Source organism: Noviherbaspirillum pedocola (assembly GCF_016632335.1).
Classification (GTDB): Bacteria; Pseudomonadota; Gammaproteobacteria; order Burkholderiales; family Burkholderiaceae_D; genus Noviherbaspirillum_A; species Noviherbaspirillum_A pedocola.
Window position 1 is genome coordinate 81,454 of record NZ_JAEPBG010000011.1, and the last position, 25,204, is coordinate 106,657.

A 25,204-nucleotide genomic window follows, 5' to 3' on the forward strand; every position below is an offset into this window, starting at 1 on the left:
GGATGACCAAAGAGCGAACGACCCGTGATGGCAGCCAAACTCAGCGTGGCCCTGATGCTTCCTGTGGCGGCTAGTTCTTTCCTGCTTTGCGGGTGAGCGCTAAGCCTGCCAGAGCTGCGCCAAACAACAAGACAATGTGTGGCTCGGGAACTTCGCCGTTCGCAGTGCCGCCTGTGCTTCTGGCGACGATGGAGAAGTTGCTGTTATTGTCTGGCCTATCAAATACGACAACTGAGCCGTTGATGCCAAGGTGGCTGGCGGGACCACCGGGTCCGGGTTCTCCATAATCAAAGAAAGCCGGCAACGGACCAACATTCACATCCGGGCTCGATGTAAAGGCGAAACTGTTCAGGGATGGAATCAATGACACGAACGCGCCGCCCTGCGAATAACCCGCTTCATCTGGAGTGAAGCCGTGCAGATAAAACGTCCCGCCCCAGATGCTCGCCCCATTCTCAAGCACTGATATGTTTGAAAGATTGTAGATAGAGGTGCCGTTCAGATCTCCAGTGAACGAGCCGGACACCTTTGTTCCGTCATGATAGGTGTACGAGTAATCAAAAACCGCCGCCTTGGCCGACGAGGCAAGGGTCAAACCAGCGACCGCCAATGCGCATAACATCTTCTTCATTATCGAGCTCCAACAATGTCTTATCTAGGTTCTTGGGAATGCTGCCTGAGCAGATAAGCATGTGGTGTGCCACCAATACAATGGTATTTATATTCAAATACCTAATGTGCAGACCACATACGCGAACATCGAATTTGTAAAATGTCCCGACAAGAATAGCGTTACAGTTTTAACAATATGAGCGGAGGATGTTTATCGAGTGCCTCGGAGCCCAAGGACAGCGCTCTATACGACATTCAATCTAAGCTCAGCTGGACAACCGTGTGGCGTCGCGTATCGAAGGTGCACACCACTGTTTTGCCATTGGGATGGGTAGTCTTGTCCAGTGCTGAGGACGTGTAACGCGGCCATACTATGGTGATCTCGGTGCCTTCGCGTCGTTCATTCGGCGGGCCTTGCGTGGTCGCTTGATATTGGGCCATCAATGCCTTTTCGCACGCCTGTCGGGCTTCATTTTCTGTATTGGTGCGGGAACGCGGCGGCAATACCATGACGGCATATACAATCGCGGCGCACACTATAGCTATTGGAAAGAAAATTATTGGACGCCCGCGCATTGTTATAGTATTTATGACGTTGAGTTGTCTAAATTATAAGCTCAGCCGGCGTCGTATGGCATGCTTGATGGCGTTTATGTGCCACTGATCGCTGGCAAGGGCTAAAGGCGAAGGTTTAAAGCCGTCGGAAGGCTCCGTTTTTTGCTTCTCCATAAGTTCGCAATCTATGTAGACGCTTCCCGACTAGCAACTTCCCTATAATGCCGGCAATGACAACCGGCAACAAATAGGGTGTCAATGGCCAACGTTCTCACCGCCTGCGGAGCGATATTGTTTTGGGGTGCACTGATTTCGCTATGGGTCCTCAATGGACGCCTGTTCAGGGAACTACGCGAGAACCATCCCGTGATTTGGGAAGAAATGGGTGCGCCAGAAAGTGTCTTCACCCGAAATGGGGCGTATTGGCGGCTGGAGAAGTTCTGTCTCAGTGGTGACTACTTGCTTCTTGATTCAGCGCGCGTTACGCAGTTATGCAACCGCCTGTTTGTCTGTAAGGGAATTCTGTTGGCTGGCTTGTTCTATGCCATGTATGCCGGGCGGCACCACGTTTAACGCTGCGGTCATTTCGGAGCGCAGCGTTGGGTAAATCGCGCGCAGGTCCCGTCTCCGATCAGTACTGGAGGGAGCTCAGCTGACCGCCTATAGTAGTCGCTGCAGTTGTCGCCCCATGTCGAAGGGCCAGACAATTTTCCCGGTTTCGCGTCGGATTAGGACACCTACTATTTTGTGATGGTGACGGAGTCGTAGTGAGCCGCGCCGTTGGGTGTCGAGGCAGGGTTAAAGGTGCCGGTCCAACCTGCGATCGTGTTATCGCCGATCCACACATTCATCATCGCCGGCATTTTCGCTGTGATGTTGACAGGTACATTGCGCAGTAGAGTCCAGCCACCCGAAGCGTTTTGCGCATACCAAGTGATGCCGCTCGGCTTCCAATCAAACCTGTAGCCATGAATGCCGTCGTCCGGGTCGATTCCAGAATACCGGGGATCGGGCAAATAGAAATCTTGCGGATTTGGCTTGCCTTGAACCCAGTAGTTTGTGTGCAGCGTTTTAGTGCCGGCGACGAATTCGATATCGATCTCGAAGTGCGATCTGGTGCCAGAGCGCCCTGTGTAGAGAAAGAAGGAGCTAACCGTACCTGTCGAAGGCCCTGATGTTGACGGCGCTGCCGGCGACGGATCAGTCCATGCAGGTTTCATATAGACGACGAAGCTTCCATACTGAAATGTCTGCGTGGTTTTGACCTCGGAGCAGGTATCCTGACTCGCGCTCGACTGCGCGAGAAATGCTAAGTTAAGTGTGCCATTCCCCTTTGTAACGTTTCCCGCTGCGAATGTGCAGGCGAAAGGGGATCCGTTTGCCCATGTTGAAGCCTGCCACGCAGGTCCCAAATCACTGCCGTCAAAATTGTCTGCGAATGCTACTGTTTGAGCATGTGAGAGAGTTCCGGCGCCAAGGGAAAAAGTCGCTAGACAGAGCGCCTTACGGATTATTTTCGAATACTTCATGCTCATGACGCTCTCCACCTGTCGCATTGTTGTGAAACGACGAATCGTCGTCTCAAGCTATTCCGAAGCGCTATTGTAATATTGATAGGTGTCAATGCTCATCGAGCTTAGCCCCAATTGCATCGCTTGCTGCGATTGGCCTACTGGTGGGCGAGCGGGCGCATACGTTGGTGCGCCAAAGAACCTAGTCGTAGCTGTCCAATATTCTTGGGAAGCAAAAGGGGCGGACTGCGATCGTCTGGCTGCTGGTCGGGTTTTGGACTGCTGCCTCAGCACCCAGAATCCCGTTGTCTGTCCCAGATGCCCATGTTTTTACTGGGTAACAGCCACCCCATGTCAGACAGAAGAGCCCGGAATGTTTGCCGACGCGTGTAGCCGCCTCATCGAACTCGCTTTCGCTAACGATCTCGAATCGTGCCGCGCGCTGATTACAGAGCACCATCTATCAGCGTGCTAGTCGGAGTCGTGGCCGCGCGTTAGATTCTCATGGTATTAATGGCATGCGGCCTACGTGACCACGCGGACTGCAACGTTGCGGCGACGAAGAGCCCCAAGACGGCTATGAGGCTCCACGAGATCCACCGGATGTACGGCGCAGGCACAATCTCAATCTTGATAGTGTCAGGATCTGTGTCGCGGAAAAACCGATTGAGTCGTTCAGAAGCGGCGTTCGCATCGGTGAACGCCTCATTGCTCTCAAACTGGGCCGCGAAGATCTCTTTGTCAGCGGAGCGCAAGTAGAGGTACACGCTGTTGCTGCTTCGACGCCTCGGGACAATGCGCACGAAGGAAGTGGCGTCGGGCGCAAGCTGAAACGCCCAGCTCTGGGGGCTCGAGGCTTTGACCTGTTCGACCGCGCAGGTTACGGCCGAGGCGCGTTCGCATTTGATCACGTATTTCTTGATCGGGCCCCAGTGCAAAACAGCGGCGCCAGCTGCCATGAGAACCGCAAGAACCGGTAACAACACTCTTTCCAAGACTGCTCCATGTCATTGTTTCAGACTAGGTTAGCAGTTTCCGAAAATCACGTGATACGTTGAAACAAGGGGCGCGCGAGGCTCGATTATGAGAGGCTAAGCGCAGGCGTTTGAGGTAGAAGAAACTCGCCGAAGCTGATCGCGCATCGCCAATACCTTATTCGCATATGCAAACGAGGCATCGGACTTTGCGCCGTTATATGCTTGCAGTGCCTTGGTCGGCGAGCCATATTGCTTTTCATAGGTTTTATAGATGCGGATGCCGGCCGCGACATTCAGATGCACCTGCTCGGTGAGCATTTTCTGCACCAACTTCGGATTTTTCGACCGGATACCAAGGTCCTCTAATACATTCTTGTGGACGGGGCCGTAGACCTGCATTAATCCTGTCGCGCCATATCCGCTTCTTGCTTTGTGATTGAAGCTGGATTCACTGGCGATAATTCCGAGGGCCAAAAACGGGTCCATACCGTTCTTTCTGCTCAAAGAGAAAGTCGCAGAAACGATCTGCTTTGCTATGGGTGCGGAGACTTTGTAATGCGATTCAACGTAAGAAGCGAGCTTTCTGCCGGTTTGTGCATCCAGATCAGCAAGACTGTTTGCAATCCTGCCGACTGGCTTTTCGCAACTCGCGCTGGACTCAGATTGCTGGAAGTGGCTTTGACTTCTCTTGGGCGATACCTCTGCCTCCCGAGTCGTGGGCGCATGCGTATTCGGCAGCGTCTTATGGGCCTCGCTATGAGGTGAGGCCGCATATGTCGGCGATTCACTTTGCTGAGCTTCCACACGCGACTCATAAGACTGCAACAGTCTTGCAGTCACTACGTGCGTGAGTTGAGTACTCATCAGGAACAATCCAAGAGATCCAGCAACGAAATAAGCAAGCCGGTTTCCTTGAGGGCCATTTGCGGAAATGGATTTAAACTTTTGGCTGACCGGAGTGAAATTATTTCGCATTATTAATCTCCTAGCGATTTTTGGGCGTAAAAGGTCCTTGGATTGCCCAATAATTTTGAAAACTATAAGTATCTTTCAGTCCGAAAGCTCAGCATTAATGCTGCGGACGTTTTTGTACCGGCAATGCAGAATGGAAAGGCTGACCCATCCATTCACTATGTACTGAGATAAGCGGGCGGCCGATAGTTCTCGCCGAAAATTAGATGCTTGATTGTTTTCGAACTGGTCTCTAACAGCGCGGAACCAATTCTATCTGTCTCGCCGATAGCCGCAATGAATTGTCACTAAGATGTTGATAGTTGCACACAGGAATTTATTCCTATTAGAATCTATTGCGGCCGGTTATCTTATTCCATCTGGAATTAGTGTCGTTATTCATTGACCAGTATTGAAGAGAAAACTTTCGCGTTATGGTTTGCAATGATTTCCAATTCGGATTTATATCGCAACCTGTAAGCCGAAATAAAAAGCAGGCATTGAGTTCGTAATGGAAGCAAATAGAAGAGGGCGAACAACAGGGCAAGGCTCAAAAAGGGGAAACTGCATTCCCTTTCCTGTGGATTCAAATGTGGCAAACGGCCCTGCAGAGAGCCACAGTGGTATGATCGGCCACGCGACTTCCTCTTCCGAGCTGCATAGTAGAAGATGACCACATCACGACACGGCAATATGCTCGTATCGTCGCATCCTGGGTCGAGTCGATCGGGCTAAACCGTGCTGCCTATGGCATCCACACGATGCGTCGGACGAAAGTAACGCTGATCTACAGACAAACGAAGAATCTGCGCGCTGTACAGCTCTTGCTTGGTCATACAAAGTTAGAGAGCACTGTTCGATACCTCGGCATCGAAGTCGACGATGCGTTGGAAATCTCTGAGAACATCGAAATCTGACAGGTCGCATTTGGCGTAGAAAAAGCAAGCGCTCTTTGCAATTACAGGGAAGGGCGCTTGCGATTTCAGACTGATAGCGGACCTTTCAGAATGTCTTGATTAAGGCACGAGGCAATCGAGGTTGTACAAAACCAAAAAAGGCCAACGAATTTATGCTTGGGAAGAGTAGCGGGCCGCATGCAGATTCGATCTTTGTTACTTTGATGAACCCACATAGGACGAACCTTGCAGAGCGTTCGCATTCTACTCAACCTCGGTCGTCTGCCAGCGTGCCATGAGAGGTCCGATTTTCTCTGACGTGGCAATAAAGAGTCCCACTTAGCTCAATCAACGGTTCCCGAGCAGCGACATAAAATCGGAGATTTTCCTAGAATAATAGATTGGAAGCGCACGGCCATAGGGAAGTACAAGCGGAGAAATAGCGGAAAGTCGCCTCCTTCAGCAGATTCATTCGACATTGTGATGTTTGAGTACAAATTCTTTTAGGCTTGAGAAAGGCATAGGCTTCGATAAGTAATATCCCTGACCTTCATCGCAGGCACATTCTTGCACCAAGCGGAGAAGATCTTTATTTTCGATTCCTTCCGCAACCACAGAAAGCTTCAGGGCATGGGCCATGTCCACCAACGCCTTGATGAACTCGTGGCCTGTAATGCCTTCAGGTTGCTGGGTAATGAACGATCGATCGAGTTTCAATATGTCCATCGGAAAGCGCTTCAGATAGGACAGTCCCGAATAACCGGTTCCGAAGTCGTCTACCGACAACAGGACGCCAAGACTCTTTAGCTTCTTCAGCACATCAGCAGATCGGTCCATATCCTTCACGAGCGCCGTTTCGGTCAGTTCCAGCTCGAGCAGCTCTGCGGGCAATTGCCATTTTTCCAGCACCTCGGCTACCTGTGTGACTACTTCTGCATCCCTCAGCTGCTGAGCCGACAAGTTTACAGATACACTCAAACGGCAATCCGTCGTTTCGTTCAGGTGCCGGGTATGCCGACAAGCTTCGTCGAGCACCCAGTGACCGATGGCGCCGATCAACCCAGAGTCCTCTGCTATCGGGATGAACTCGGCAGGAGAAATCATTCCCAGGTCGGGATGGTCCCACCGGATCAGCGCTTCCATGCCGCAAATCGACATGGTTTTCAGCGTGACGCGCGGCTGATAGTGCAACACGAACTCATTACGGTCTAAGGCCCGGCGCAGCGCACTCTTGATGAGCATGTGGCGCGTCGCCTGTTCGTTCATCAGTCGCTCGAAAAACATGTACCGATTCGTATCGGTTGCCTTGGCGTGGTACATCGCAGTATCGGCGTTCTGAAACAATCGTTCCTCGGTGAGCGCGTCGTCCGGATACATGCTGATACCAATAGATGCGCCGATGACAATTTCATTTCCATCGATATAAAATTGAACAGTCAGCGCGTCAATGAGCCGACTTGCGATGTCGCAGGCAGAATCCCGTCCACTGGAACAATGCGCGACAACAATAAACTCATCCCCACCCAAGCGGGCAATGATGTCGCTTGGTCGCATTGCCGACTTCAGACGAGTGGCTACCTGCTGCAGCAAACGGTCGCCCAGCGAATGTCCCATGGAATCGTTCACTTCCTTGAACCGGTCCAGGTCAATGAACATCACTGCGACCGGCTCGCCTTTTGAATTGCCGAGCATCTGTTCAAGGCGCTGTCGCAACAAGGTTCGGTTGGGAAGGCCAGTTAGCGCGTCATGGTTGGCAATTTTCTCGAGCTCAGTTTCGAAATCCTTCCGCTCGGTGATATCGGTCAGGAATGCGGTAAGGGTGAGGGGATTGCCCTCAGCGTCGCGCTTGATCGTGAGGTTACCTAGCATATGGATTTGCCGACCATCCTTATGTTGCATAACGATTTCATGCCGTTCGGCAGACATGGCACCGCCTTTCTGTCGGTAGCCGCCGCCAAGCGGGCAGGATGGCATGAGATCCAGTACGAAACGGCCAATCAAGTCTTCCGCTGAGTAACCCGACATTGCGCACAGCGCCGGGTTGACCTCCACTACATTTCCTGCGGAATCCAGAGCAATGTAGCCGGCAGGCGTTAAGTCAATCATTTCACGAAAACGACTTTCGCTTTCCTTTATGGCGTCGGCCGCACGCTTTTTTTCTGTGATGTCTTGAAAGAATATCGATAAGCCGTCATCGTAAGGATACAAGCGTGCTTCAATCCACCAGCCGACCGGCTCGTAATAGACTTCGAAAAAGGTGTTTTCTCTTGCGCGCATCGCGCTATCAATGTATGAGAATGTCGATGAACCGGACAAGCCAGGAATGACTTCAAGAATCGACCTTCCAAGCAAGTTTTCTCGTCCAATACCGAGCAATGATGCCGTCTTTTTATTGGCATAGGTAATGTGCCAATCGTTATCGATCGATACAAACGCATCCCCAATACTTTCCAATGTTCTGTTGAGGTGATCATTCGTGCGCTGTAAATCGGCTTTTGCCTTGTAGACCTCCGTCACATCGCGGGCGATCACGTACATTTGTTTCTTCACCGCATCCCACCGTACGGATGAAGAAAGAAGCGCAATTTGGCCGTTCTTGCGTATATAACGGGCTTCTATGTTCCGTAGTGGCTGACCGTCGCTAAGTAATTTAGCTTTGTTCAGTTTCGAGTTCTCAAGATCGTCACTATGAAGAAATTCGAAATAATTTCTCCCCAAGATTTCATTCAGCTCATAACCGTGGATTTCTCTTGCGGCCGGATTGACGCTGAGGACTACCCCGTCCTGATCTAAGACGGCAATGATATCGAGCGAATTTTCAATTATGCTTTTATTTTCTGCTGAAAGTCTTTCAGTTTCAATACGGGCATCCCTCTCTTTTGTGATATCCCGCGATATTGTGACCGCTCCGACCACTGTCTTTTTATCGTGGCCAAAAATCAATTTTATTTTGCTGCCAACCCAGACGTATTTTCCACTCCAATGACGCTTACGGACCTCGACGACTTGCCCCTCTACGCCGCTTTCGATCTGGCGTCGTAATTCCTTGCGCAACCTTTCCATATCATCGGGGTGCATCGATTCAAAGACATTGTGTTTCTCGCACGATTCCACGTCGATGCCGGTGAACGCTGCATAAGAGGGAGAGACATATAAATACTGACCCTTATCATCACAATGGCAAATTAGATCCGAAGCGTTTTCCGCGAGAAGACGATACTTCTGCTCGCTCTTTTCTAAATCGTCCAAGGCCTTGTGTTGTGCAGTGACATCAAGCAGCGTGCCGTTGTATCCGAGAAAATCGCCTTGCTCATCGAACCTCGGGGCCGCGGAGTCAAGAACCCAACGTACCGAGCCGTCACTGCGAACGACGCGGTATTCCGACTGGTACTGGGTTTGAGTCAGATAGGCTTGGCTGAATTGCGACCGTACAAATTGCGCGTCATCAGGGTGGACAAACCGCATCCAGTCTGCCTGATACAGCACTTCCGAGGCAGGAAGCAACGAACGCGCTTGTGGATTAAGGTAAATGCATGCGCCATGTGCGTTCGTCATCCAGACAATCATATTGGCGGAGTCAGCGAGACGTTGAAGTGCTGCCTGTACTGCGGGAGAAAGCGGACGGTTGTATGTGCCGGGCGGTGCGTGACGCATAGATTTGGTAGATAGAAAGCGTGACTTTTACGGTAGCGTCTATTCTAGGGTGCGCTACGGCTTTCTTATATAAAGTTACCAAATTAACAACATGAACTTCGACGCGATGGTGTCTACTCATCCTTTGAATTGCGCAGTCTCTCCAGTGCGGTCGCGATCGCCGCCCTTGCTTTAGGCGTCGAGATGCCGGTGCTGCTATTGACGTGCACGAGCTGAGACGTACCGGCCGTGAAAGCACCGCGCTCGTTGTCGATGATCACGTAAGCGTCCGCGGCGATGCCGTGCTGGGCAACGTATGCCTGGATCGATTCCTCGCGGCCGACGTACAGATCCGTCACGCCAATTAGACGCTCGGCCAGCTCGGGCGGAAGGATCGCGCGCAAGCCGCGGAAACCGAGCCGGTGCCGCCAAGTTGAATGACATACAAGAACGACGTCCGGGTGCGGCTCAAGCAGCTCGGCGAGAATGGCAGCCCAAATGAACCGCTGATCATCCGGATCGCAGTAGATGCCGCCGGCTTCATCTTCGTAAGCGATGCCAGTTGGATGCAGGACCCCATCGATGTCGAAGAAGAGAGCACGAAGTCCGCACCGCGTCGCTTCTTCTGACTTCAGCGCGCCAGCGATGACCTTCTGCTGATCGGCGGACGCTTCTTCATCAAGCGTGCTGCCTGTAATCTCAGACTCGTCCGTCGCTTCGAAATCAAAGGCGAGCTGCTCCGGAGGCGCCTTCGAGGGTTTTTTCGCTGATCTTGTAGTGTTGCTCATGCGTTGAGTGTAACGAGTATCTCGCCCTGCCGCACCGGTGCAGCGTGCCGAGGTTTCAAAACGTTTCACGCGTTTTGAATCCCCGGTATGGGAACTGACATGCAGCCACTTCGTATGGCGCGCTGTCGTCGGCAGGCATCAATCGATCTTAGACTGCGTTTCGCGCAAGGACACTGAAACGGACGCTTACGTGATCGTCGATGACGAGGCCAATGCATTGGCGCCAAGAACGCCGCGGCTAATTTCCATGAACGGACGCACCGGGATCTCGACATCAATTGCGGGGGGTGGCATTTGCCGCAGCACTGGAAAGGATATGTGCGAGGGAGATTTAAGTGTAGGTGTCACTTTCGACGCGCTTCAAATATTCCCAGAACAGTCGGCGGCCCGCGCAGGTCTGCGCAAGCTTGGATCGGGTTTGGTGGTTCAGCCACACCGACAGCGCATCCCACTAGGACTCATGCTTTGCACCGAGTATGTGTTCAGCCAACGCATCAGCATGCGTGCATTGCGGAAGCTTTCCTTGAGATATCGTTATTTCACGCGCCGTGGCCGGTTTTTAGATATCTTCCTGTGGCGTGTTGACACCGCTTAGAATGGTTGAATCAACTTCAATCAAAAAGGAACCTTCGTGGCAAAAGACGATGTAATTCAAATGGAGGGACGCGTACTTGAAAGCTTGCCCAATACAATGTTCAAGATCCAACTCGAAAACGGTCATGTCGTGCTCGGTCATATTTCAGGGAGAATGCGCAAAAACTATATTCGCATTTTGGCTGGCGACAAAGTAACGGTGGAAATGTCGCCTTATGACATCAGTAAAGCCCGGATTACTTTCCGAACAAAATAGCATGAACCCTCTGCCCCCGAAATTATTCATACATTGTGCAATCGCTTGTACAAGCCTATGTAATGCAAAGAGAAAGTACAGTTGAGAATACTATGAACAGGTTTCATAGTATTCATAATTGTCCAAGACTCTTCGCCAACCTCGTCTTCAGAACAGGCCGTAGAACGCTTGAATCGCTTATTGCAGAGGTCGGCGCAGCATCTGTTGAGGAAGCCTGTTGAGGCTAGTCAGGTCGCGCAGAGCGTATGTATCAAACGTCGCAAAAGTTCTCGGGCTAACGCGTCCTGAAGCGTTCCAGGCGACTACGCCAGAGGAAGCTAGAAAGCGTCTAGCAGTTCTCAAAACGCTGTTGAAACCTAAAGCCAGCTAACCTTACAACTTCTCCCTCTAACGAAGTAACTGCTTCACGGAGAGCTTCGCCTTTCATCGAGCCAGATTTGGACTTCCACAGCTCGCCACCGGAGCATCCTTGTGCCTGGTATGTGCATGTTGGGCGGGACTGCCCAAGGGCGGCGCTTAAGGTTTGTGCGGATAGTTTCGGCCTTACAGCCCAGCACTCCGGCGAGCTCATCGATATCTAGGTACTTCGTCGTCATACGCGCGTCTCCAGTAGCAGTAGATGCACATCCACTTAGAGAAAAGGGATGCGCAGCCCCGTGTACGGACGTATAGCGGCGGTTATTATTTTCGACGGCCTAAATCTTGTCGGCGGAAGACATCAGTGTGAGGAGATAGACATCTCTGTCAGGGAATACTGCAACGAGTCCTAACCGCATCCTAGAGAGACCGGTCGTCTCCAGCTAGCGTTTCGGCACGAGCAACCAATTCAGCTGCAGTCGTCCCTAGGGCGTCTGCGATTGCGAACAGTGAGTCGACTGCGAGCTTAGTCAGATTCCGTTCAACCAAGCCGACAGAGTTCCTATGGAGTTTGGCTAGCTCGGCGAGTTTCTCCTGCGAGAGCTGCTTCTTGGCCCGTGCCTCCTTGATTGCTACACCAAGCGCCTCTACCCGATTCATTAAAAAGTCCGACAAATTTTTGTCGGCAGTCTGCCGGTGTCAGCTTGGCAAATCTACACAATATTTTGTGCCACAAAATATTGTGCGATAAAATGGTCAACCCACGGTCGACAGAGACTACTGAGTCCATCCTCAACTAACCAGTTTTTAGCAACGCCCGGGCGTTTATGTTGAGAGCAGTATTTTTTGTATAGCGATTAGGCACTTCTTGTAAGAATTTTTATGCCGTCCCTTCAACTCCTTAAATACTACGCATTCTTCTCGACTGGAGCGACTGCCTACCGCACCAGTACGCCGGAAGTGCGTACAAAACCAGACACAAAGATGAGTAAGGATGCGTTCAATATGGCAACCGCAGGAATGAGTAAAAGCCAGCAAGCCAACCTTATCAAATTCATGTTGAGTTTGACCCGCGGCGTCGCAGATTCTCATGAGATTGGGCGAAAGGAATCCACCTATGGAAAATCAAGCAACGAGGGTGTAATCACATATCACTCGCGAGTTGCCGGAGATTTCGAAACCGTAAACACAGAAGAATTTCTAGCACGCTCAGGCATTACTCGAGATGAGCTTCAGGAAAAGCTTCGCTCCGGTCGCATATTCGAAATACCGAAAATTCTGCATCAAAAGCGCCATGAGAATTATTACCCGGATTTTTTCGTTGACCCGCATTTTGATACAGCTTCCGTCGAAGCAGTGTCTCAGGCATTAAACGGGGTCGGGGATGGGAAATTCTGGTTTTTCCTCAAAAGATTGCATTCATGCGGCTATAAAACACCGCTTGCTGCCTTGGCTCGCGGCGAATTGGAAAAAGTAATCGCTGAGGCTAGGTCTTACCGAAATTTCCCGTGGGCGCAATTTCGGGAGGATGTGGCAATAAGGACATACGAGGATTCATAGGAAGCCGCCTTATCTCTAAGTAGCATAGTACGTTGCGGCATCCCTAAAAAGCTTAACAACATAGTATGACTACTGCAAATGAAAGAACACAGGCTGTCCTCGATACGAGAGAATTTTTGATAGCACTAGCCCACCCGCGGTCTGAGTCTGACGTGCCAAAAGAAATTCGAGGGCGAGCAGAAATACTGCTGCGACATTATCCAAGCACCGGCGATATGCAGATTGTTGGACTTGCATGCCCCATCTGGTATGGAATGCCAAATACGGGTATCAAGTTCGATACGAAAAATATGGTCTATGCAATTGACGAAAGGAGAGGCAACACCGTCTTTGATTGGCTCGTTAATAATGCCTCTTGGATTCTCTACGCCATTGCTGCCGTCACGGCGCTGGCAGGTGCAGCCCTAGTCTTTATCTTACTAAAGAACATTCACTAAACTCTGGGTCAGACTTATAAAAGGAAAATGCGGCCTGGTCCCTCTGTAAAAATCTGGCGTCACAACTGCTCTTTTAGCTCGCAAAAATTTGGCAGTAAAAAGTGGCAATACCGGTATTCACCTCAATTTCTGTGGCCTAATTCTTTGGAGGCATGTGCAGATGAGAAAACGGAGGATAAGGAAACTGACTTTAGTCGAGGTTAGTGAATTGCCGGAAAAAGGTCGCCTTGGCGAAGTGCTAGACGCGATGGGCGTACCACCTTTACCACCACTTTCACCTGCGCGCGAGGAGATGTAGGATGAAGGCATGGAATTCGACTCCGCGAACTTCGACGAAGCTGCTCACAGGAAGTACATGGCAGAGTTTTCACAAAGTGAAGGTCGAACATGCCTAAAAATGAACGGGAAGAAGACGAGTCAAATTCTACGAATGATGATGGCTTCATCTTCAACTGGATTGTCGAACACTCATCGTGGATTTTTTACGGACTTGGGCTTGTTTCTGCAGTAGCAGGTCTGACGTTCATTGTCGCCGTCATTCGTGGAGCCCCACTCGTAGCGCCTTGTAGTCACGACAGTAAGAGGTCGTGCTCGCCGTGTGTGAAAAAGTGATTTGTCGCTAATGTCCGTTTGTCCTCATGATAAGAGGTGGCAGGACGCTGTTTGTTCTTGGAATTCTGGGCGCTGCTGCAAGGTTGCGCAAATCAGCAAGAAAAAACAAGGCGTAATCTGTCTACGCTCGAAAAGTGCCCGCTACATGCGGGCATTTCTATTAAGAGCGTGAGTTATCGCAACCATGAGAAGGCGAGAAACTTCAATGGGCGGAAGGTCAGAACCACCTACGCGCTATATGTATCGGGCGTAGTTCCCCTTTCCAGCCTTTGACTACCTCGGTTAGGGCGACCTACCTGGTTTTGGACGCCCCAGTTGGGTCACTACGGCGGTCATCGTATGGATGTTGGCTGTGCCTAACACCCAGCAGATGTGAATTTCCTTCAGATAGGGCGTAAGCACAAAGAGCACTGAAAAATCGCTCCATTATTTAGAGCGATTTAAAACGTTGGTCAGCGATTTATAGAAGCTACACAAGCTTTCACATATTGCTGATTGGCGCACTTGTCATAAATCCATTACACTTCCTCTCCGTTTCATCGGCTTGCGTGGTGCCCAAGAAATTAAAAAGCCAAGGCGACCGCAAGTAAATCATAGAAAAGGCAATGCTTATTGATGCCTTTTTTCAACATGGAGAAAATAATGGCAACGTATAAAGACATCCAAAATCAAATCGCTGAACTGCAACGCGCAGCGGAAGAAGCCCGCGCTAAAGAAGTGCAAGGTGCAGTTGAGCAAATCCGCACGTTGATGGCTGATTACGACCTGTCGATTGAAGACATCCAGGGCGCATCGAAAGGCAAGAAGAGCGGTAAGGGCGCAAAATCGAAGGCGCAAGGAAAGGTGCAATACCGTGACAATGATGGCAATACCTGGTCTGGCCGTGGCCGCATGCCAGGCTGGCTGCATGGAAAAGACAAAGAGCAGTTCCGCGTAGCGTAACGGTACGCTCGCAACATAGGTTACAAGCAAGAAAGGGAAAGACAAATCTAAAGCTTCGTCTTTCCCTCCACCATCCAGTTCATCCGCATACAGCAAGCCAGCCAAGTAATTGGATGCATCGTTTTACTGACACACGCGTGCTCAACGTCTTTCGCTTGCAAGCGGGGGATATATTGTTGAGTCGTCGGCAAAATCTATCTGCATCAAAGCTTTCCCGCAAAAGGATACTTTGATTTGCTCTCGCAGCCTCTTCTCTTCTAGCTCATGATACGGCCCTGAACAATAGTATTTACCGCACCTTGCTAACGCGGTGAGGCGGTTGTGCTCGTCCTTAACGACGAATATGCCAGATGTAAGTTCAAGCGTTCCAATAACTTGCTTTGATGCGATTCTTTCCCCGGTCTCACTCAACTGACAGTTCGCAATTTCTGAGTAAGGGTTTTCATATTTCGCTCTGGCTAAAACCAACATTAGAATACCAAAAGCAAAGGGGACAATTATCAATATTATCCCCATCATAGGAAAAGCCGGATGTTCAGAATCTTCCATGTTGCTTATATAAAATCAACGGCGAATAACTAACAAATGTCGTTATGCCCTGTGGATTTAAGGACTACGCTGATACGGTGTACCGTAGTGGCAGGCATTCCTAGTGTGATTCCGCTAAATTCGACGCTGACCTTCGAGGTTGAGGTTTTGTCGGTGCGGTGACAGCGGTCTACTCGGGGCAAGGTGATAGGAATTGTTCCGCGTCGCCCCCAGAAGTATGCTATCCGGAGTCTATAGGTAACAACATGGCCCGGATTGGTAGGCAAGGTGATAGTAATTGTCCCAAAGGGACCCAAAACTTGGGTTTACCGCACGGCGAGAGAACAAAAACTATCACCTTGCTCCTCGACGGGCTTCGATAGTCGTCTACTGGTGGGTCGTCTGAACAAAAACTGTCACCTTGCTCGTGAAGAAGTGCGGTCTCCGACCAAGACCGGAACAAACACTATCACTTTGCCTATGGTGTTCCTTCGCGGTCTCGCCCCTATATCCCCGTACCACTCTACAAACCACGATAAATTCTTACCAGTCACCCAAGCCGCTACTCTGATGCGTCCGAGGAAGACAACCGCGCAGCGGACACTTGATTTCTACCCGCGGCCTTCGCTGCATAGAGCGCCTTGTCCGCCAAGACAACGAGCTCCTCTGCGTCATGCAACCGCGCGTTTTCGGTGCTGGCGACGCCGAAGCTAGCTGTAACAAACGGGCCGTTCCCCGAACGAACATGTGGGATTTCCAACGCCTCGACCCGGCGCCGCATCCGTTCCGCCATAAGAAGTGCGCCCTCGCGTCCGCAGTCGAGCACCGCAACAAATTCTTCGCCGCCGTAGCGGGCGACCATGTCACCCTCCCGTTGGAGGCTGCGAGCCAGCGTCTGGGCAACTCGGCGAAGACAGGCGTCGCCTGCCTGATGGCCGTAATGGTCGTTGAAGGGTTTGAAGAAGTCGACGTCAATGAGTACGACTGATAGCGGCGCCCCGCTGCGGCAGTGCTTGCCCCAGTCTCGCTTGAGCGTCCTCTCAAACAGTCGCCGGTTGCCGATGCCGGTCAGAGGGTCATGTGTCGCCAAGTCATCGAGTTGGTCGTTCTCTTGGCGCAGCTGAGATTGCGCCACAAGGGCACGGTACGCAATAGAGAGGACTCCGCCTATTAGGGCCAACGTCACTAACATAATTGTCACTCGGCGCAGGGAGCGCACTTTCCACGCGGCGAACGCTACCGGCCTTTCAATGCCGGAGAAGATGACGAGGTCCAAGTCCGGAAGGAACCGGTAAGCCGCGAGCCGCCGCTTGCCGTCAATGGGTGACAATGAGTCATAAGTGCCGGACGGCGCCTTCGGTAAAAGCGTTGTGAACATCATGCTTTTAGCGTCGCTCTTGCCAACATGCTGGGACATCCCAGGGTTGCGCGCCACGAGGTCACCGTCCCTTTTGTAAATCGAAATCGTCGGAGCTAAGGCAAAGCCAAAAAGCGAATAGAACGAAGTGAGCTGGCTTGTCTCCATACCGATGGCGACCACAGCAATCAGGTCGCCTTGTGAGTCGTACACGGGCTTAGAAACAGTGAACAGAATGGGGGAGCCGGGCAGACGTGACACGATGGCCTTGTCGATATAAAGCTTGCGAGTTTCCACCGCCCGCCGAAAGTAGGCACGGTCGGACACGTCGCCGACGTTGATATCGACTTTGCGCGTTTGTATATGAGGCTTGCCGTCCGGGGTAATCACTCCTATAGCACCACAGCCAATGAGTGTGACGCAGTATGAGCGGACGATTTCCCAGTTGGCTGGCCGGCGAACACCCTCCACGCCGCCCGTATTTCGAAGCACGGTTGCGACTGCATCCAGCGTCTGCTGGACATAGGTAACAGTATCCCGCGTTTGCCGTTCGACGACACGAGCGATGTCTGTCGCCGTCTCGTAGCTGCGTTGTTCGGTAGCGCGGTAGTCCAGCAGGATTTCCAGCGATGTTGAGCCTATCAGCAGGACAGCAATGAGTAGGGAAAGCAGGACCGCTTTAAGCTTCAGAGGGCGTCTCGTCATGGGATTTCTTGTCGTGTGCGGTCTGCCAGGACCGCGCGGTGAACCTCTGATTTTACCCTCCTACACGTCCTGTATCCTCTGATGCAATATTCCGGCGCTAAGGGGTAGAGCGCAATTCGAACCGGTCATGTAGCGCTGCTACCGGCAACGAAAATGCGCAAATAGCTGTGCCGTACACAAGGGCTGTTATGGACATCGTTCAGTGTTCCTAAGCTAACCACAACGGCGCATAGCAGGCGCGCACTGGCTGAATCTAGGCGACGCATGGTCAATCTTCCCTGATGACCCGCTGTCACTGTTGGCCTAAAATACGTGCCTAACTGCAGCGACTTCTGAGAGGACGCAGTGACCTTGTCTCGCTTCATTCGTGAGCACATTCAAGACATTGTTGTAGAGTGGGAATCATTCGCCCGTACGCAACTTCCGGCGGCGACATCCATGTCGAACTTGGCATTGCGCGACGACGCAGTCGAAATCCTGTCCGCTATCGCCGACAATATCGACAGTGAGCAGACACCTTCGGAACAATATGCAAAGTCCCGCGGTGCTGGCTTGCAGGATGCCTTCGAGAGCGCCGCTTCGACACACGGTTCGTTGCGGCACTGGAGTGGTTTTACCTATTTGCAGTTGACGGCGGAGTACCGTGCTCTTCGGGCTACTGTCCTGCGCCTCTGGCTGCCGGGCAATGCCGCTGGCAGTGAAGAAGTCACCGAGGATGTCATCCGTTTCAGTGAAGCGATTGACCAGGCGCTGGCTGAATCGGTAGTAGCGTATTCGGAGCAGATGGCTCGCACCCGCGACCTGTTCCTGGCGATTCTCGGGCACGATTTACGCGCACCATTGGCGACGATGGTTTCGGCCGGCGAATTGCTCAAACGACGCGACTTGTCGGAAGACCAGCATCTCGACATTGGGGCTATGGTCGACCGTAGCGCGAGGATGATGGGCGAGATTATCAAAGACCTGCTCGAATTTGCACGAACCCAGCTCGGCTCGAGCATTCCCATCAATCCCGAGGAAGGCGACCTGCGCAACGTGTGCGATACCGCTTTGGAAGGCGCCCGCGCCGTCTACCCCGGTTGTCCGTTTCATCTTCATGCGGAAGACGACCTGACGGGTTCGTTCGATAGCGTGCGCCTGCATCAGCTAGTCACCAACCTGCTGTTGAACGCGGCACAATACCGTAGCGAAGGCAGTGCTGTGGTCATGTCGGCGCAGAGCCACGCCGACACGCTGAGCATACAAGTACAGAATTTCGGTGCCGTCATCCCAGAAGAGTCGCTTCAGGCAATCTTCGACCCGCTAGTCCAGTTAGCCAGGCGCTCCGACAGCGCTGCCAGGCCGAAGACAAGCCTCGGCCTTGGACTCTTCGTCGCGCGAGAGATTGCGACCGCGCACGGCGGCACTATCACAGCAGCATCAAGTGAGGCTGAAGGAACAAGGTTCACGGTGCGCCTGCCACGCATGGCTCCTCGACGGGCAGAAAGCGCGTGAGACAAACTACGCTGTGGTGCCGCCTGTAGGGGCACCGTGGTACTCGTTCTCCGTGAGCACATTCAGAACATCAGACATTTTCACGGGTTTGACCAAGTGGTAGTTGAATCCTGCTTGCAGCGCGCGGTCCCTGTCTTCAGGCTGGCCATACCCGGTTACCGCAACTAGCAACGAGCGCGAGAATTCAGGAAGGCTGCGCAACTTTCGCGCAAGCGCATAGCCATCCATGTCCGGCAAACCAATATCAAGGAACAGAATGGAAGGAGAGTCACGCTGTGCGGCCGACAGCGCATCGTGAGCGCTGTAAGCCACGGTAATTGCATAGCCTGCCGCCTCCAACAGTAAGGAAAGCATCTCGGCCGCGTCTTTGTTGTCATCAACGACCAGTATCCGCTTTTCGCCACCAAGGCGCGGAATCCCGCTCTTTCGGTCGCTCTGTGCAAGGGGCGTCTGTTCTGCGTTTGCCTGCGGCAGACATACGGTGAACACGCTTCCTTTGCCTGCGCCCTCACTGTGCGCCGCCACCTGGCCACCATGCAGTTCGACCAAGCTTTTCACCAACGCTAAGCCAAGCCCTAGACCGCCTTGGGAGCGGTCCGGCGACCTTTCTGCCTGGGTGAACAGCTCAAAGATGTAGGGCAGTAGAGCAGGCCGTATCCCGACGCCGTCGTCACTCACAGTGATTACAACTTGGTCATGGGCTGTATTGGCGTTTAGGGCAATGTGTCCCCCTTCGGGAGTGTACTTCGCCGCATTGTGCAAAAGATTGGAAAAGACTTGAATAAGCCGCGTTCTGTCGCCTTGCACGAAAAGCGGGTCGGCAGGTAACTCCAGCTCGAAGTGATGATGTCTTGCTTCGACGTGAGGCCGGACTTGTTCAGCAGTCTCCGTAAGTACACTGTTGAGGCTTACCCCCCTTTTGTCTAGCGTAACAAGGCCGCGTGTTACCCTCGAAACATCAAGCAGGTCATCTATCAGGGCGGCCATATGTTCGGCCTGTCGCGAGATGATTTGGCTCGTTTTGCGTACCAGAACCTCATTAAGCGTTGCCGCCTTCAACAGGTTAGCTGCCGAAGTAATAGGGGCGAGTGGGTTACGTAATTCGTGCGCGAGCATCGCAAGAAATTCATCTTTGCGGTGGTTGGCCTCACGTAGTTCATGTTGGGCCTGCTCGATAGGAGTCACGTCCGTATTTGCGCCGAACCACTGGACGATGTTGCCGGCGGTATCGCGCAACGGCGCTGCGCGGGTCATGAAGGTTCGGTACTCTCCGTTAGCGGCGCGCAAAGGGAACGACGCTTCGAAAATCTCTCCGCTTGCGATGGCTGTTTTCCACTGTTCCATAACGGCGGGCAGAGTGTTCGGATGGTGGACCTTTTGCCATCCCCATCCTGCCATTTCTTCGGGAGATGTGCCGGTGTATTCATACCAACGGTCGTTGTACCAGTGAATCCAGCCGTCGGGATTCGCCATCCATGCAAGCTGTGGAATCGTATTGGCGAGTTGGCGGAGCCGCTGCTCGCTCTCTCGTAGGGCCTGGTGTGCCCTGACGGTTTCGGTGACATCGCTACCTTCGACGAAGATGCCAGAAACGTTGCCCCGATGGTCAATAGTGGGCTGGTAGACGAAGCTGACAAATCGCTGTTCCAAGCGGCCCTCAGGTTGCCGCTGCAACATCGCAGGCAGCTCGCGTCCGATAAAGGGTTCCCCAGTGGCATACACACGGTCAAGGATTTCGAAGAAGCCTTGACCTTCCAGTTCTGGCAATGCCTCTTGCACCGGTTTGCCAATGATGTCGCGGTGCCCTATAAGCTGCAGATAGGCGTCGTTTGCAATCTCAAAGACATGAGACGGCTCACGTAAAACGGCTATGAAACCAGGTGCCTTTTGAACCAGTTGACGTAGGCGTACGAGCTCCTCAACGCGATGGCGCTCGCCGAGTACCTGGTCAGTGGTTTCCACGACCGCACAAAACATACCGGCTACTTTTCCACTCTCATCATGAACCGGAGAATACGAAAAGGTGAACCATGCCTGCTCCGGGGCACCTCTTCGTAGAACCGTCAACGGCAGGTTCTCGTGGTAAGTGGCGTTTCCCTGCATTGCCTGAACGACGATTGGATGAATGTCATCCCATATTTCAGCCCAGATGTCTTGGAGACGCAGGCCAAGCGCTGCCGGATGTTTAGTTCCGAGAATTTCCGTATGTGGGTCGTTGTACAGGCAGCTCAGTTCCGGTCCCCAAGCAACGAACATAGGAAACTTGGAATGAAGCAATAGTCCGACGACAGTGCGTAGCGATTGCGGCCATGACGCAGGAGACCCTAACGGCGACTGCACCCAATTGTGCTTCCGCATTAACTCGCCCATCCCGCCGCCGTCGGAGAGAAATGCAAATTCCGGAGCTTCGCTTGAATTCATAATCAGCCAATTGGCGCCGGTTGCAATAAAAATCTGGAAAGTATATCGGGCGCTTCCAGATTTGACGCTTCCGCCAAGCTGCACATTAGAGTCTGCGCATATCCGACCATGGCGTCACTACGGGATTAGGCTTGCGGCGGGTTTTTGGTACCAAGCCCTGGCTTGACGCCTCAGCGTGTGTTTCAAACCGGCTTTGAATTTGGTTCGGGGTCTTTGTGGTTCTTGACGTTTCGCAGGCGGCCTCAGTGCTAATTTCACGAAGCGTAGATATGGAGCGGAAACGACATTGATGTCGTGCTTTATCAATGTTAGTCAATATGATGCAACAAAGACAGCTATAGCATTACCGTGTGCCCCTTTCAGAGAACCAAGCATGCAGATTGACAAAGACTTCTTGATGCCTCTTAACAATGTGCTGCGTGGGTTAAATGGCGTCTCCCCACAGCGTGTGCTTCCCCAAATACGCATACTATTCGAAACCTTCAGACCTACCGGTTTCATCGTGCCAAATGCTTTCTTTGCTACAGCGCAGCAATTTCGCGAGGCACTGTCATGGGACAAAAATACGTATCAGATATTAGTCACTCCTTTCGGCGCTAGCGTATTCGTCGACCTGTATAAGGAAGAAATTTTACCCCTGCGTTATCCGGGTAAAACTGAAATTCAAGTCTCGCCGGAAATACTTCTCTATATCGGTTCCGAATCAGAATTACGAGAAAAGACAAGGGAAAAGGCTCTGCGGATAAGAAGAATGCAAGAGCTGCTTCAGGACTATTCTGACATCATTGAGAATGACCTTTCTCACGAGCTCTTATGCGGAATTTTTGCAAAACAAGCAGAGAAGAATGCGTCTGTTCTCCAGATTGGTGGCCTAAGGGTCACTCGCTATGTATCTACAATAATGAAAAAGGGCAAAATGCAAACTGCACCCTCTGTTACGTTCCGCTGGACGAGCAGTGACGGCTCACCTCGTGAACTCTCTGAGTAAAACCGCCATACCAGTTGCCTTATACCGCTTTCCTAGTTTGCAGGCCCGGCACAGGCTGCAGAAGCAGTAACCATAGGGCTCAGTACATGCTCCAGACCGCTCAACAGCACTCGCTCTGAACGTCGCGTACTCCCATCGCCTCCCTTCAGGCGTGATCTGCAACGCACTTTCCCAATGTTGCATTCCTCCTTATTTGGCGGCGACTTCTGTCCGCGACGCCGGCTATGTTGCTCTTTCTGCTGAATCACATTACTAAGTAGGAAGGACGCTCGCAAAAGTCAGGGCACCCATCGTTCTTACGGCGCTTAATGCTGGACAATTTTTTTAACAAGAAACGTCTTGCCCAACCCGAGCCTTGTACACCCCTCATTCGTCGCCATTGCATATGTTTCAAATATCCCCACAATTATGGGGCCATGGATTAGGACAAATTTCCCTTCGTCCTTGAGCAAGTTGGGCAAGTTTCCGTAATAGGTCTTGAGTTCTAAGGAAAGCAAATCCATAACGAACTCCTGTCTTCGCGTTGTAAGGATGACTAACGCGGACAGTAATAGGTTCCCACAAACCCAGTTGTAAAGGGCAGTCGGACTTTTACTGTTTCCGAATTGGTAAAGTGTTTTTTGAACGAACTGATGCGGTACTGGAACCAGAGTGTTGGTGCTGGCCCTGCGCACGAAATAGGGGACATCGACGTTTGAGGTCAGCGGCTACCTTGGACGTCCTGGCATACGCCCACGCGCACGGAGTCCTTTAAAGGGCCAGCGAATCAGGAGGGGCTACCAGTTCAAGGTAAAAGCTGCGGGCGTGGCCAAGCCCTCATCCCCTTGTCACATGCGTCCTCCACCGTCCCTAACGCGTTCAGAACGCATCGAGACGGCGGCGTAAGGAGTTACCCGTCATCACGCCACTGGACCCACCCGGTTATTACCTTGCTTGGATTGAGCAAAATAGGACAATGCATGCCCTTGTTCGGCTTACGACAGCCCCAAGCTAAGATGCGCAAACCATATTGGACCAAAAGGATTCATGTCTGAACGCTTTCCTACTGCAAGTTTTGGCACCGCAACTCTTGAGCACTTCCGCCATTTCCTAACCAGTGTTGCCGACTACGCAATTTACATGCTGTCCCCGGATGGCGTCGTTAGCAGCTGGAACGCTGGTGCTCAGCGTTTTATGGGCTATGCACCTGAAGAAATCGTCGGGCAGCACTTTTCCCGTTTTTATACGGAAGAAGACCGCACGAATGGCAAACCTGCTAGGGCGCTCAGGATTGCCCTCGAGGAGGGCAAGTACGAGGAGGAAAACTGGCGAGTGCGGAAGGACGGCACTCCGTTTTGGGCCAGCGTCGTCATCGACCCTGTTCGGGATGCTCACGGCAATCTCCTCGGCTTCGCGAAAATCACCCGGGACATCACCGAGCGGCGCCAGGCGCAGGAGGCTCTCCGCGCCAGTGAAGAACAGTTCCGCTTGCTGGTCCAGGGCGTTACCGACTACGCGATTTACATGCTGTCGCCGGCTGGCGAGGTGACGAATTGGAATGCCGGCGCCGCGCGTATCAAGGGATATGCGAAAGAGGAGGTCGTTGGTACCCACTTCCGGCGCTTCTATACCGAAGAGGACCAAGCTAACGGGCTACCCGAGAAGGCGCTGGAAAAGGCTGCCCAAGACGGGCGCATCGAGATGGAAGGCTGGCGAGTCCGCAAAGACGGCAGCAGGTTCTGGGCGAACGTAGTCATCGACGCCATCTACGGCGAATCAGGGACACTTGTTGGTTTTGCCAAGATTACCCGTGACATTACTGAGCGCAAGAAGGCGGCCGAGGAACTTGAACGGGCCAGAGAGGCGCTGTTCCAGTCCCAGAAACTGGAAGCCATCGGCATGCTTACCGGTGGCATCGCGCACGATTTCAACAATCTGTTGGCCATCTTGGTAAGCGGCCTCGAACGCCTCTCAGCTCATCCTGGTAGTCCTCCAAACCCAAAGGTCTTGGATAGCATGCAGCGCGCTGCGGACAGGGCGACCGCCTTGACGCAACAATTGTTGGCGTTCGCGCGCCAGCAACCTATGAAACACGAGCGGCACGACCTTAATCGCGTCATCGAAGGCTTTGAGCCGGTATTGCGCCGTGTCGGCGACAGCAGTATCGCTTTCAATCTACAGCTTGCCGCTGAGCTGAGTCCGGTGATGGTCGATGCAACGCAGTTTGAGGCGGCATTACTAAATCTGACGACAAACGCGCGGCATGCCATGCCGGCGGGCGGCGCTATGACATTGACTACTGAAAATGTCGAGCTGTTGGACCATCAAATCGAAGAGCTCCCAGCAGGGCGCTACGTCAAAATTGCGCTTCACGACACCGGCAGCGGAATGCACCCAGAGGTCGTTGCGCGGGCACGGGACCCGTTTTTCACTACCAAGCCCGTTGGCCAGGGAACCGGTCTGGGGCTCAGCCAAGTTCATGGCTTTGTGCAGCAATCTAATGGCGGGATGACACTAACCAGTACGGTCGGGGCAGGCACCACCATTTCTTTGTACCTCCCTGCACTCGAGGGGCCAGAGGAAAGCGATGCCGTTTCCAACGTTACTGAGTCGGCTAGGGGGAAAGTTCTTGTTGTTGACGGCGACCAGGATACGCTCGGCGCCGCGGTGTCGCTGTTCGAGGGAGTGGGCTACGAAGCGCTGGAGGCTAACGGCGGTGCCGAAGCGCTCGCGATTCTGAAGAGCGCGCCGAACATCTCCATTCTGCTTACCGATGTAGCCCCGCCAGGCATGACCGGCGTCGAGTTGGCTCGGGAAGCCCGGCGGCTCCTTCCGGAGGTGCGCGTGCTTCTGGCTTACAGTGACCCTAAAGACGCCCCAACCCGCTCCGATAGCCAAGGGGGAGGCGACTTTCTTCTTGTTCGCAAGCCCTATCGGATAGCCGAAATAGTTAAGCAACTTCGCACGCTTGGATAAGTCTTACATGTACGGCTTCTCTTACCGTTTCATCGTTAGAAACGCCCCGTGCTCGTACCGGGTCGTCTAAAGGTG

At 52.5% G+C, this 25,204-nt stretch carries 19 protein-coding genes and 1 pseudogene; 10 read left to right on the forward strand and 10 right to left on the reverse strand.

The features are described from left to right. Positions 1-70 precede the first annotated feature (70 nt). Entirely contained in the window at positions 71-631 is a 561-nt protein-coding gene (locus JJB74_RS22080; protein WP_200595503.1) for a PEP-CTERM sorting domain-containing protein, read from the reverse strand. A gap of 794 nt (positions 632-1,425) precedes the next feature. Between JJB74_RS22080 and JJB74_RS22085 the strand changes: the two genes are divergently transcribed. After that, the gene (locus JJB74_RS22085; RefSeq protein ID WP_200595505.1) at positions 1,426-1,740 is read left to right on the forward strand and encodes a hypothetical protein; all 315 of its coding nucleotides are present in this window, start codon (positions 1,426-1,428) and stop codon (positions 1,738-1,740) included. A gap of 167 nt (positions 1,741-1,907) precedes the next feature. Here the strand turns inward: JJB74_RS22085 and JJB74_RS22090 are convergent, their stop codons facing one another. The 3 genes from JJB74_RS22090 to JJB74_RS22100 form a co-directional block, all read right to left on the reverse strand. Beyond that, complete coding sequence (locus JJB74_RS22090; protein WP_200595507.1) at positions 1,908-2,702, reverse strand: family 16 glycosylhydrolase; 795 nt, start codon at positions 2,700-2,702, stop codon at positions 1,908-1,910. 470 nt (positions 2,703-3,172) lie between these two features. Continuing rightward, positions 3,173-3,673 carry a hypothetical protein gene (locus JJB74_RS22095; RefSeq protein WP_200595509.1) on the reverse strand — a complete coding sequence of 167 codons (501 nt, stop codon included), beginning with the start codon at positions 3,671-3,673 and terminating at the stop codon, positions 3,173-3,175. A gap of 96 nt (positions 3,674-3,769) precedes the next feature. Beyond that, on the reverse strand, positions 3,770-4,630 hold the full coding sequence (locus JJB74_RS22100; protein ID WP_200595511.1) for a transglycosylase SLT domain-containing protein: 861 nt from the start codon (positions 4,628-4,630) through the stop codon (positions 3,770-3,772). A gap of 650 nt (positions 4,631-5,280) precedes the next feature. On the opposite strand from JJB74_RS22100, the pseudogene JJB74_RS22105 reads away from it, so the two are divergent. Beyond that, positions 5,281-5,523: pseudogene (locus JJB74_RS22105) on the forward strand (tyrosine-type recombinase/integrase); the annotation flags it as partial. A gap of 447 nt (positions 5,524-5,970) precedes the next feature. On the opposite strand, the gene JJB74_RS22110 reads toward JJB74_RS22105, so the two are convergent. Then, positions 5,971-9,156 carry a sensor domain-containing protein gene (locus JJB74_RS22110; protein WP_200595513.1) on the reverse strand — a complete coding sequence of 1,062 codons (3,186 nt, stop codon included), beginning with the start codon at positions 9,154-9,156 and terminating at the stop codon, positions 5,971-5,973. 113 nt (positions 9,157-9,269) lie between these two features. Then, on the reverse strand, positions 9,270-9,992 hold the full coding sequence (locus tag JJB74_RS22115) for an HAD domain-containing protein (protein ID WP_200595515.1): 723 nt from the start codon (positions 9,990-9,992) through the stop codon (positions 9,270-9,272). A 121-nt stretch (positions 9,993-10,113) separates the two neighbouring features. Here JJB74_RS22115 and JJB74_RS22120 point away from each other — a divergent pair, with 121 nt between their 5' ends. Then, entirely contained in the window at positions 10,114-10,518 is a 405-nt protein-coding gene (locus tag JJB74_RS22120) for a hypothetical protein (protein WP_200595516.1), read from the forward strand. Between the two features lie 36 nt (positions 10,519-10,554). Further along, a complete protein-coding gene (gene infA / locus JJB74_RS22125) occupies positions 10,555-10,773 on the forward strand; it encodes a translation initiation factor IF-1 (RefSeq protein WP_200595518.1) in 219 nt (72 codons plus the stop codon). 777 nt (positions 10,774-11,550) lie between these two features. Here the strand turns inward: infA and JJB74_RS34210 are convergent. After that, entirely contained in the window at positions 11,551-11,790 is a 240-nt protein-coding gene (locus JJB74_RS34210; protein WP_200595520.1) for a helix-turn-helix domain-containing protein, read from the reverse strand. 324 nt (positions 11,791-12,114) lie between these two features. Here JJB74_RS34210 and JJB74_RS22135 point away from each other — a divergent pair, with 324 nt between their 5' ends. The 3 genes from JJB74_RS22135 (at position 12,115) to JJB74_RS22145 (ending at position 14,681) form a co-directional block, all read left to right on the forward strand. Next, positions 12,115-12,690, forward strand: coding sequence for a hypothetical protein (locus JJB74_RS22135; protein WP_200595522.1), 576 nt, complete (start codon positions 12,115-12,117; stop codon positions 12,688-12,690). 65 nt (positions 12,691-12,755) lie between these two features. After that, positions 12,756-13,127 carry a BPSL0761 family protein gene (locus JJB74_RS22140; RefSeq protein WP_200595523.1) on the forward strand — a complete coding sequence of 124 codons (372 nt, stop codon included), beginning with the start codon at positions 12,756-12,758 and terminating at the stop codon, positions 13,125-13,127. Positions 13,128-14,381: 1,254 nt separating this feature from the next. Next, entirely contained in the window at positions 14,382-14,681 is a 300-nt protein-coding gene (locus JJB74_RS22145) for an H-NS histone family protein (protein ID WP_200595525.1), read from the forward strand. 141 nt (positions 14,682-14,822) lie between these two features. On the opposite strand, the gene JJB74_RS22150 is transcribed toward JJB74_RS22145, so the two are convergent. Both JJB74_RS22150 and JJB74_RS22155 read right to left on the reverse strand, forming a co-directional pair. After that, positions 14,823-15,230, reverse strand: coding sequence for a hypothetical protein (locus tag JJB74_RS22150; protein ID WP_200595526.1), 408 nt, complete (start codon positions 15,228-15,230; stop codon positions 14,823-14,825). Between the two features lie 541 nt (positions 15,231-15,771). Beyond that, on the reverse strand, positions 15,772-17,271 hold the full coding sequence (locus tag JJB74_RS22155; RefSeq protein WP_200595528.1) for a sensor domain-containing diguanylate cyclase: 1,500 nt from the start codon (positions 17,269-17,271) through the stop codon (positions 15,772-15,774). Between the two features lie 438 nt (positions 17,272-17,709). On the opposite strand from JJB74_RS22155, the gene JJB74_RS22160 reads away from it, so the two are divergent. Continuing rightward, positions 17,710-18,765: a sensor histidine kinase gene (locus tag JJB74_RS22160; protein WP_325170154.1), complete on the forward strand. Its 1,056-nt coding sequence runs from the start codon at positions 17,710-17,712 to the stop codon at positions 18,763-18,765. A 6-nt stretch (positions 18,766-18,771) separates the two neighbouring features. Here the strand turns inward: JJB74_RS22160 and JJB74_RS22165 are convergent, their stop codons facing one another. Further along, complete coding sequence (locus JJB74_RS22165; protein ID WP_200595531.1) at positions 18,772-21,270, reverse strand: hybrid sensor histidine kinase/response regulator; 2,499 nt, start codon at positions 21,268-21,270, stop codon at positions 18,772-18,774. Between the two features lie 289 nt (positions 21,271-21,559). On the opposite strand from JJB74_RS22165, the gene JJB74_RS22170 reads away from it, so the two are divergent. Both JJB74_RS22170 and JJB74_RS22180 read left to right on the forward strand, forming a co-directional pair. Beyond that, positions 21,560-22,174, forward strand: coding sequence for a hypothetical protein (locus tag JJB74_RS22170; protein WP_200595532.1), 615 nt, complete (start codon positions 21,560-21,562; stop codon positions 22,172-22,174). Positions 22,175-23,200: 1,026 nt separating this feature from the next. Continuing rightward, on the forward strand, positions 23,201-25,129 hold the full coding sequence (locus JJB74_RS22180) for a hybrid sensor histidine kinase/response regulator (RefSeq protein WP_200595535.1): 1,929 nt from the start codon (positions 23,201-23,203) through the stop codon (positions 25,127-25,129). Positions 25,130-25,204 lie beyond the last annotated feature (75 nt).

Excerpts from the sequence above, each read along its gene's own strand:
- JJB74_RS22080 (WP_200595503.1), bottom strand. The coding sequence starts at position 631 with ATGAAGAAGATGTTATGCGCATTGGCGGTCGCTGGTTTGACCCTTGCC.
- JJB74_RS22085 (WP_200595505.1), top strand. The coding sequence starts at position 1,426 with ATGGCCAACGTTCTCACCGCCTGCGGAGCGATATTGTTTTGGGGTGCA.
- JJB74_RS22090 (WP_200595507.1), bottom strand. The coding sequence starts at position 2,702 with ATGAGCATGAAGTATTCGAAAATAATCCGTAAGGCGCTCTGTCTAGCG.
- JJB74_RS22100 (WP_200595511.1), bottom strand. The coding sequence starts at position 4,630 with ATGCGAAATAATTTCACTCCGGTCAGCCAAAAGTTTAAATCCATTTCC.
- JJB74_RS22110 (WP_200595513.1), bottom strand. The coding sequence starts at position 9,156 with ATGCGTCACGCACCGCCCGGCACATACAACCGTCCGCTTTCTCCCGCA.
- JJB74_RS34210 (WP_200595520.1), bottom strand. The coding sequence starts at position 11,790 with ATGAATCGGGTAGAGGCGCTTGGTGTAGCAATCAAGGAGGCACGGGCC.
- JJB74_RS22135 (WP_200595522.1), top strand. The coding sequence starts at position 12,115 with ATGAGTAAGGATGCGTTCAATATGGCAACCGCAGGAATGAGTAAAAGC.
- JJB74_RS22140 (WP_200595523.1), top strand. The coding sequence starts at position 12,756 with ATGACTACTGCAAATGAAAGAACACAGGCTGTCCTCGATACGAGAGAA.
- JJB74_RS22145 (WP_200595525.1), top strand. The coding sequence starts at position 14,382 with ATGGCAACGTATAAAGACATCCAAAATCAAATCGCTGAACTGCAACGC.
- JJB74_RS22150 (WP_200595526.1), bottom strand. The coding sequence starts at position 15,230 with ATGGAAGATTCTGAACATCCGGCTTTTCCTATGATGGGGATAATATTG.
- JJB74_RS22155 (WP_200595528.1), bottom strand. The coding sequence starts at position 17,271 with ATGACGAGACGCCCTCTGAAGCTTAAAGCGGTCCTGCTTTCCCTACTC.
- JJB74_RS22160 (WP_325170154.1), top strand. The coding sequence starts at position 17,710 with ATGTCGAACTTGGCATTGCGCGACGACGCAGTCGAAATCCTGTCCGCT.
- JJB74_RS22170 (WP_200595532.1), top strand. The coding sequence starts at position 21,560 with ATGCAGATTGACAAAGACTTCTTGATGCCTCTTAACAATGTGCTGCGT.
- JJB74_RS22180 (WP_200595535.1), top strand. The coding sequence starts at position 23,201 with ATGTCTGAACGCTTTCCTACTGCAAGTTTTGGCACCGCAACTCTTGAG.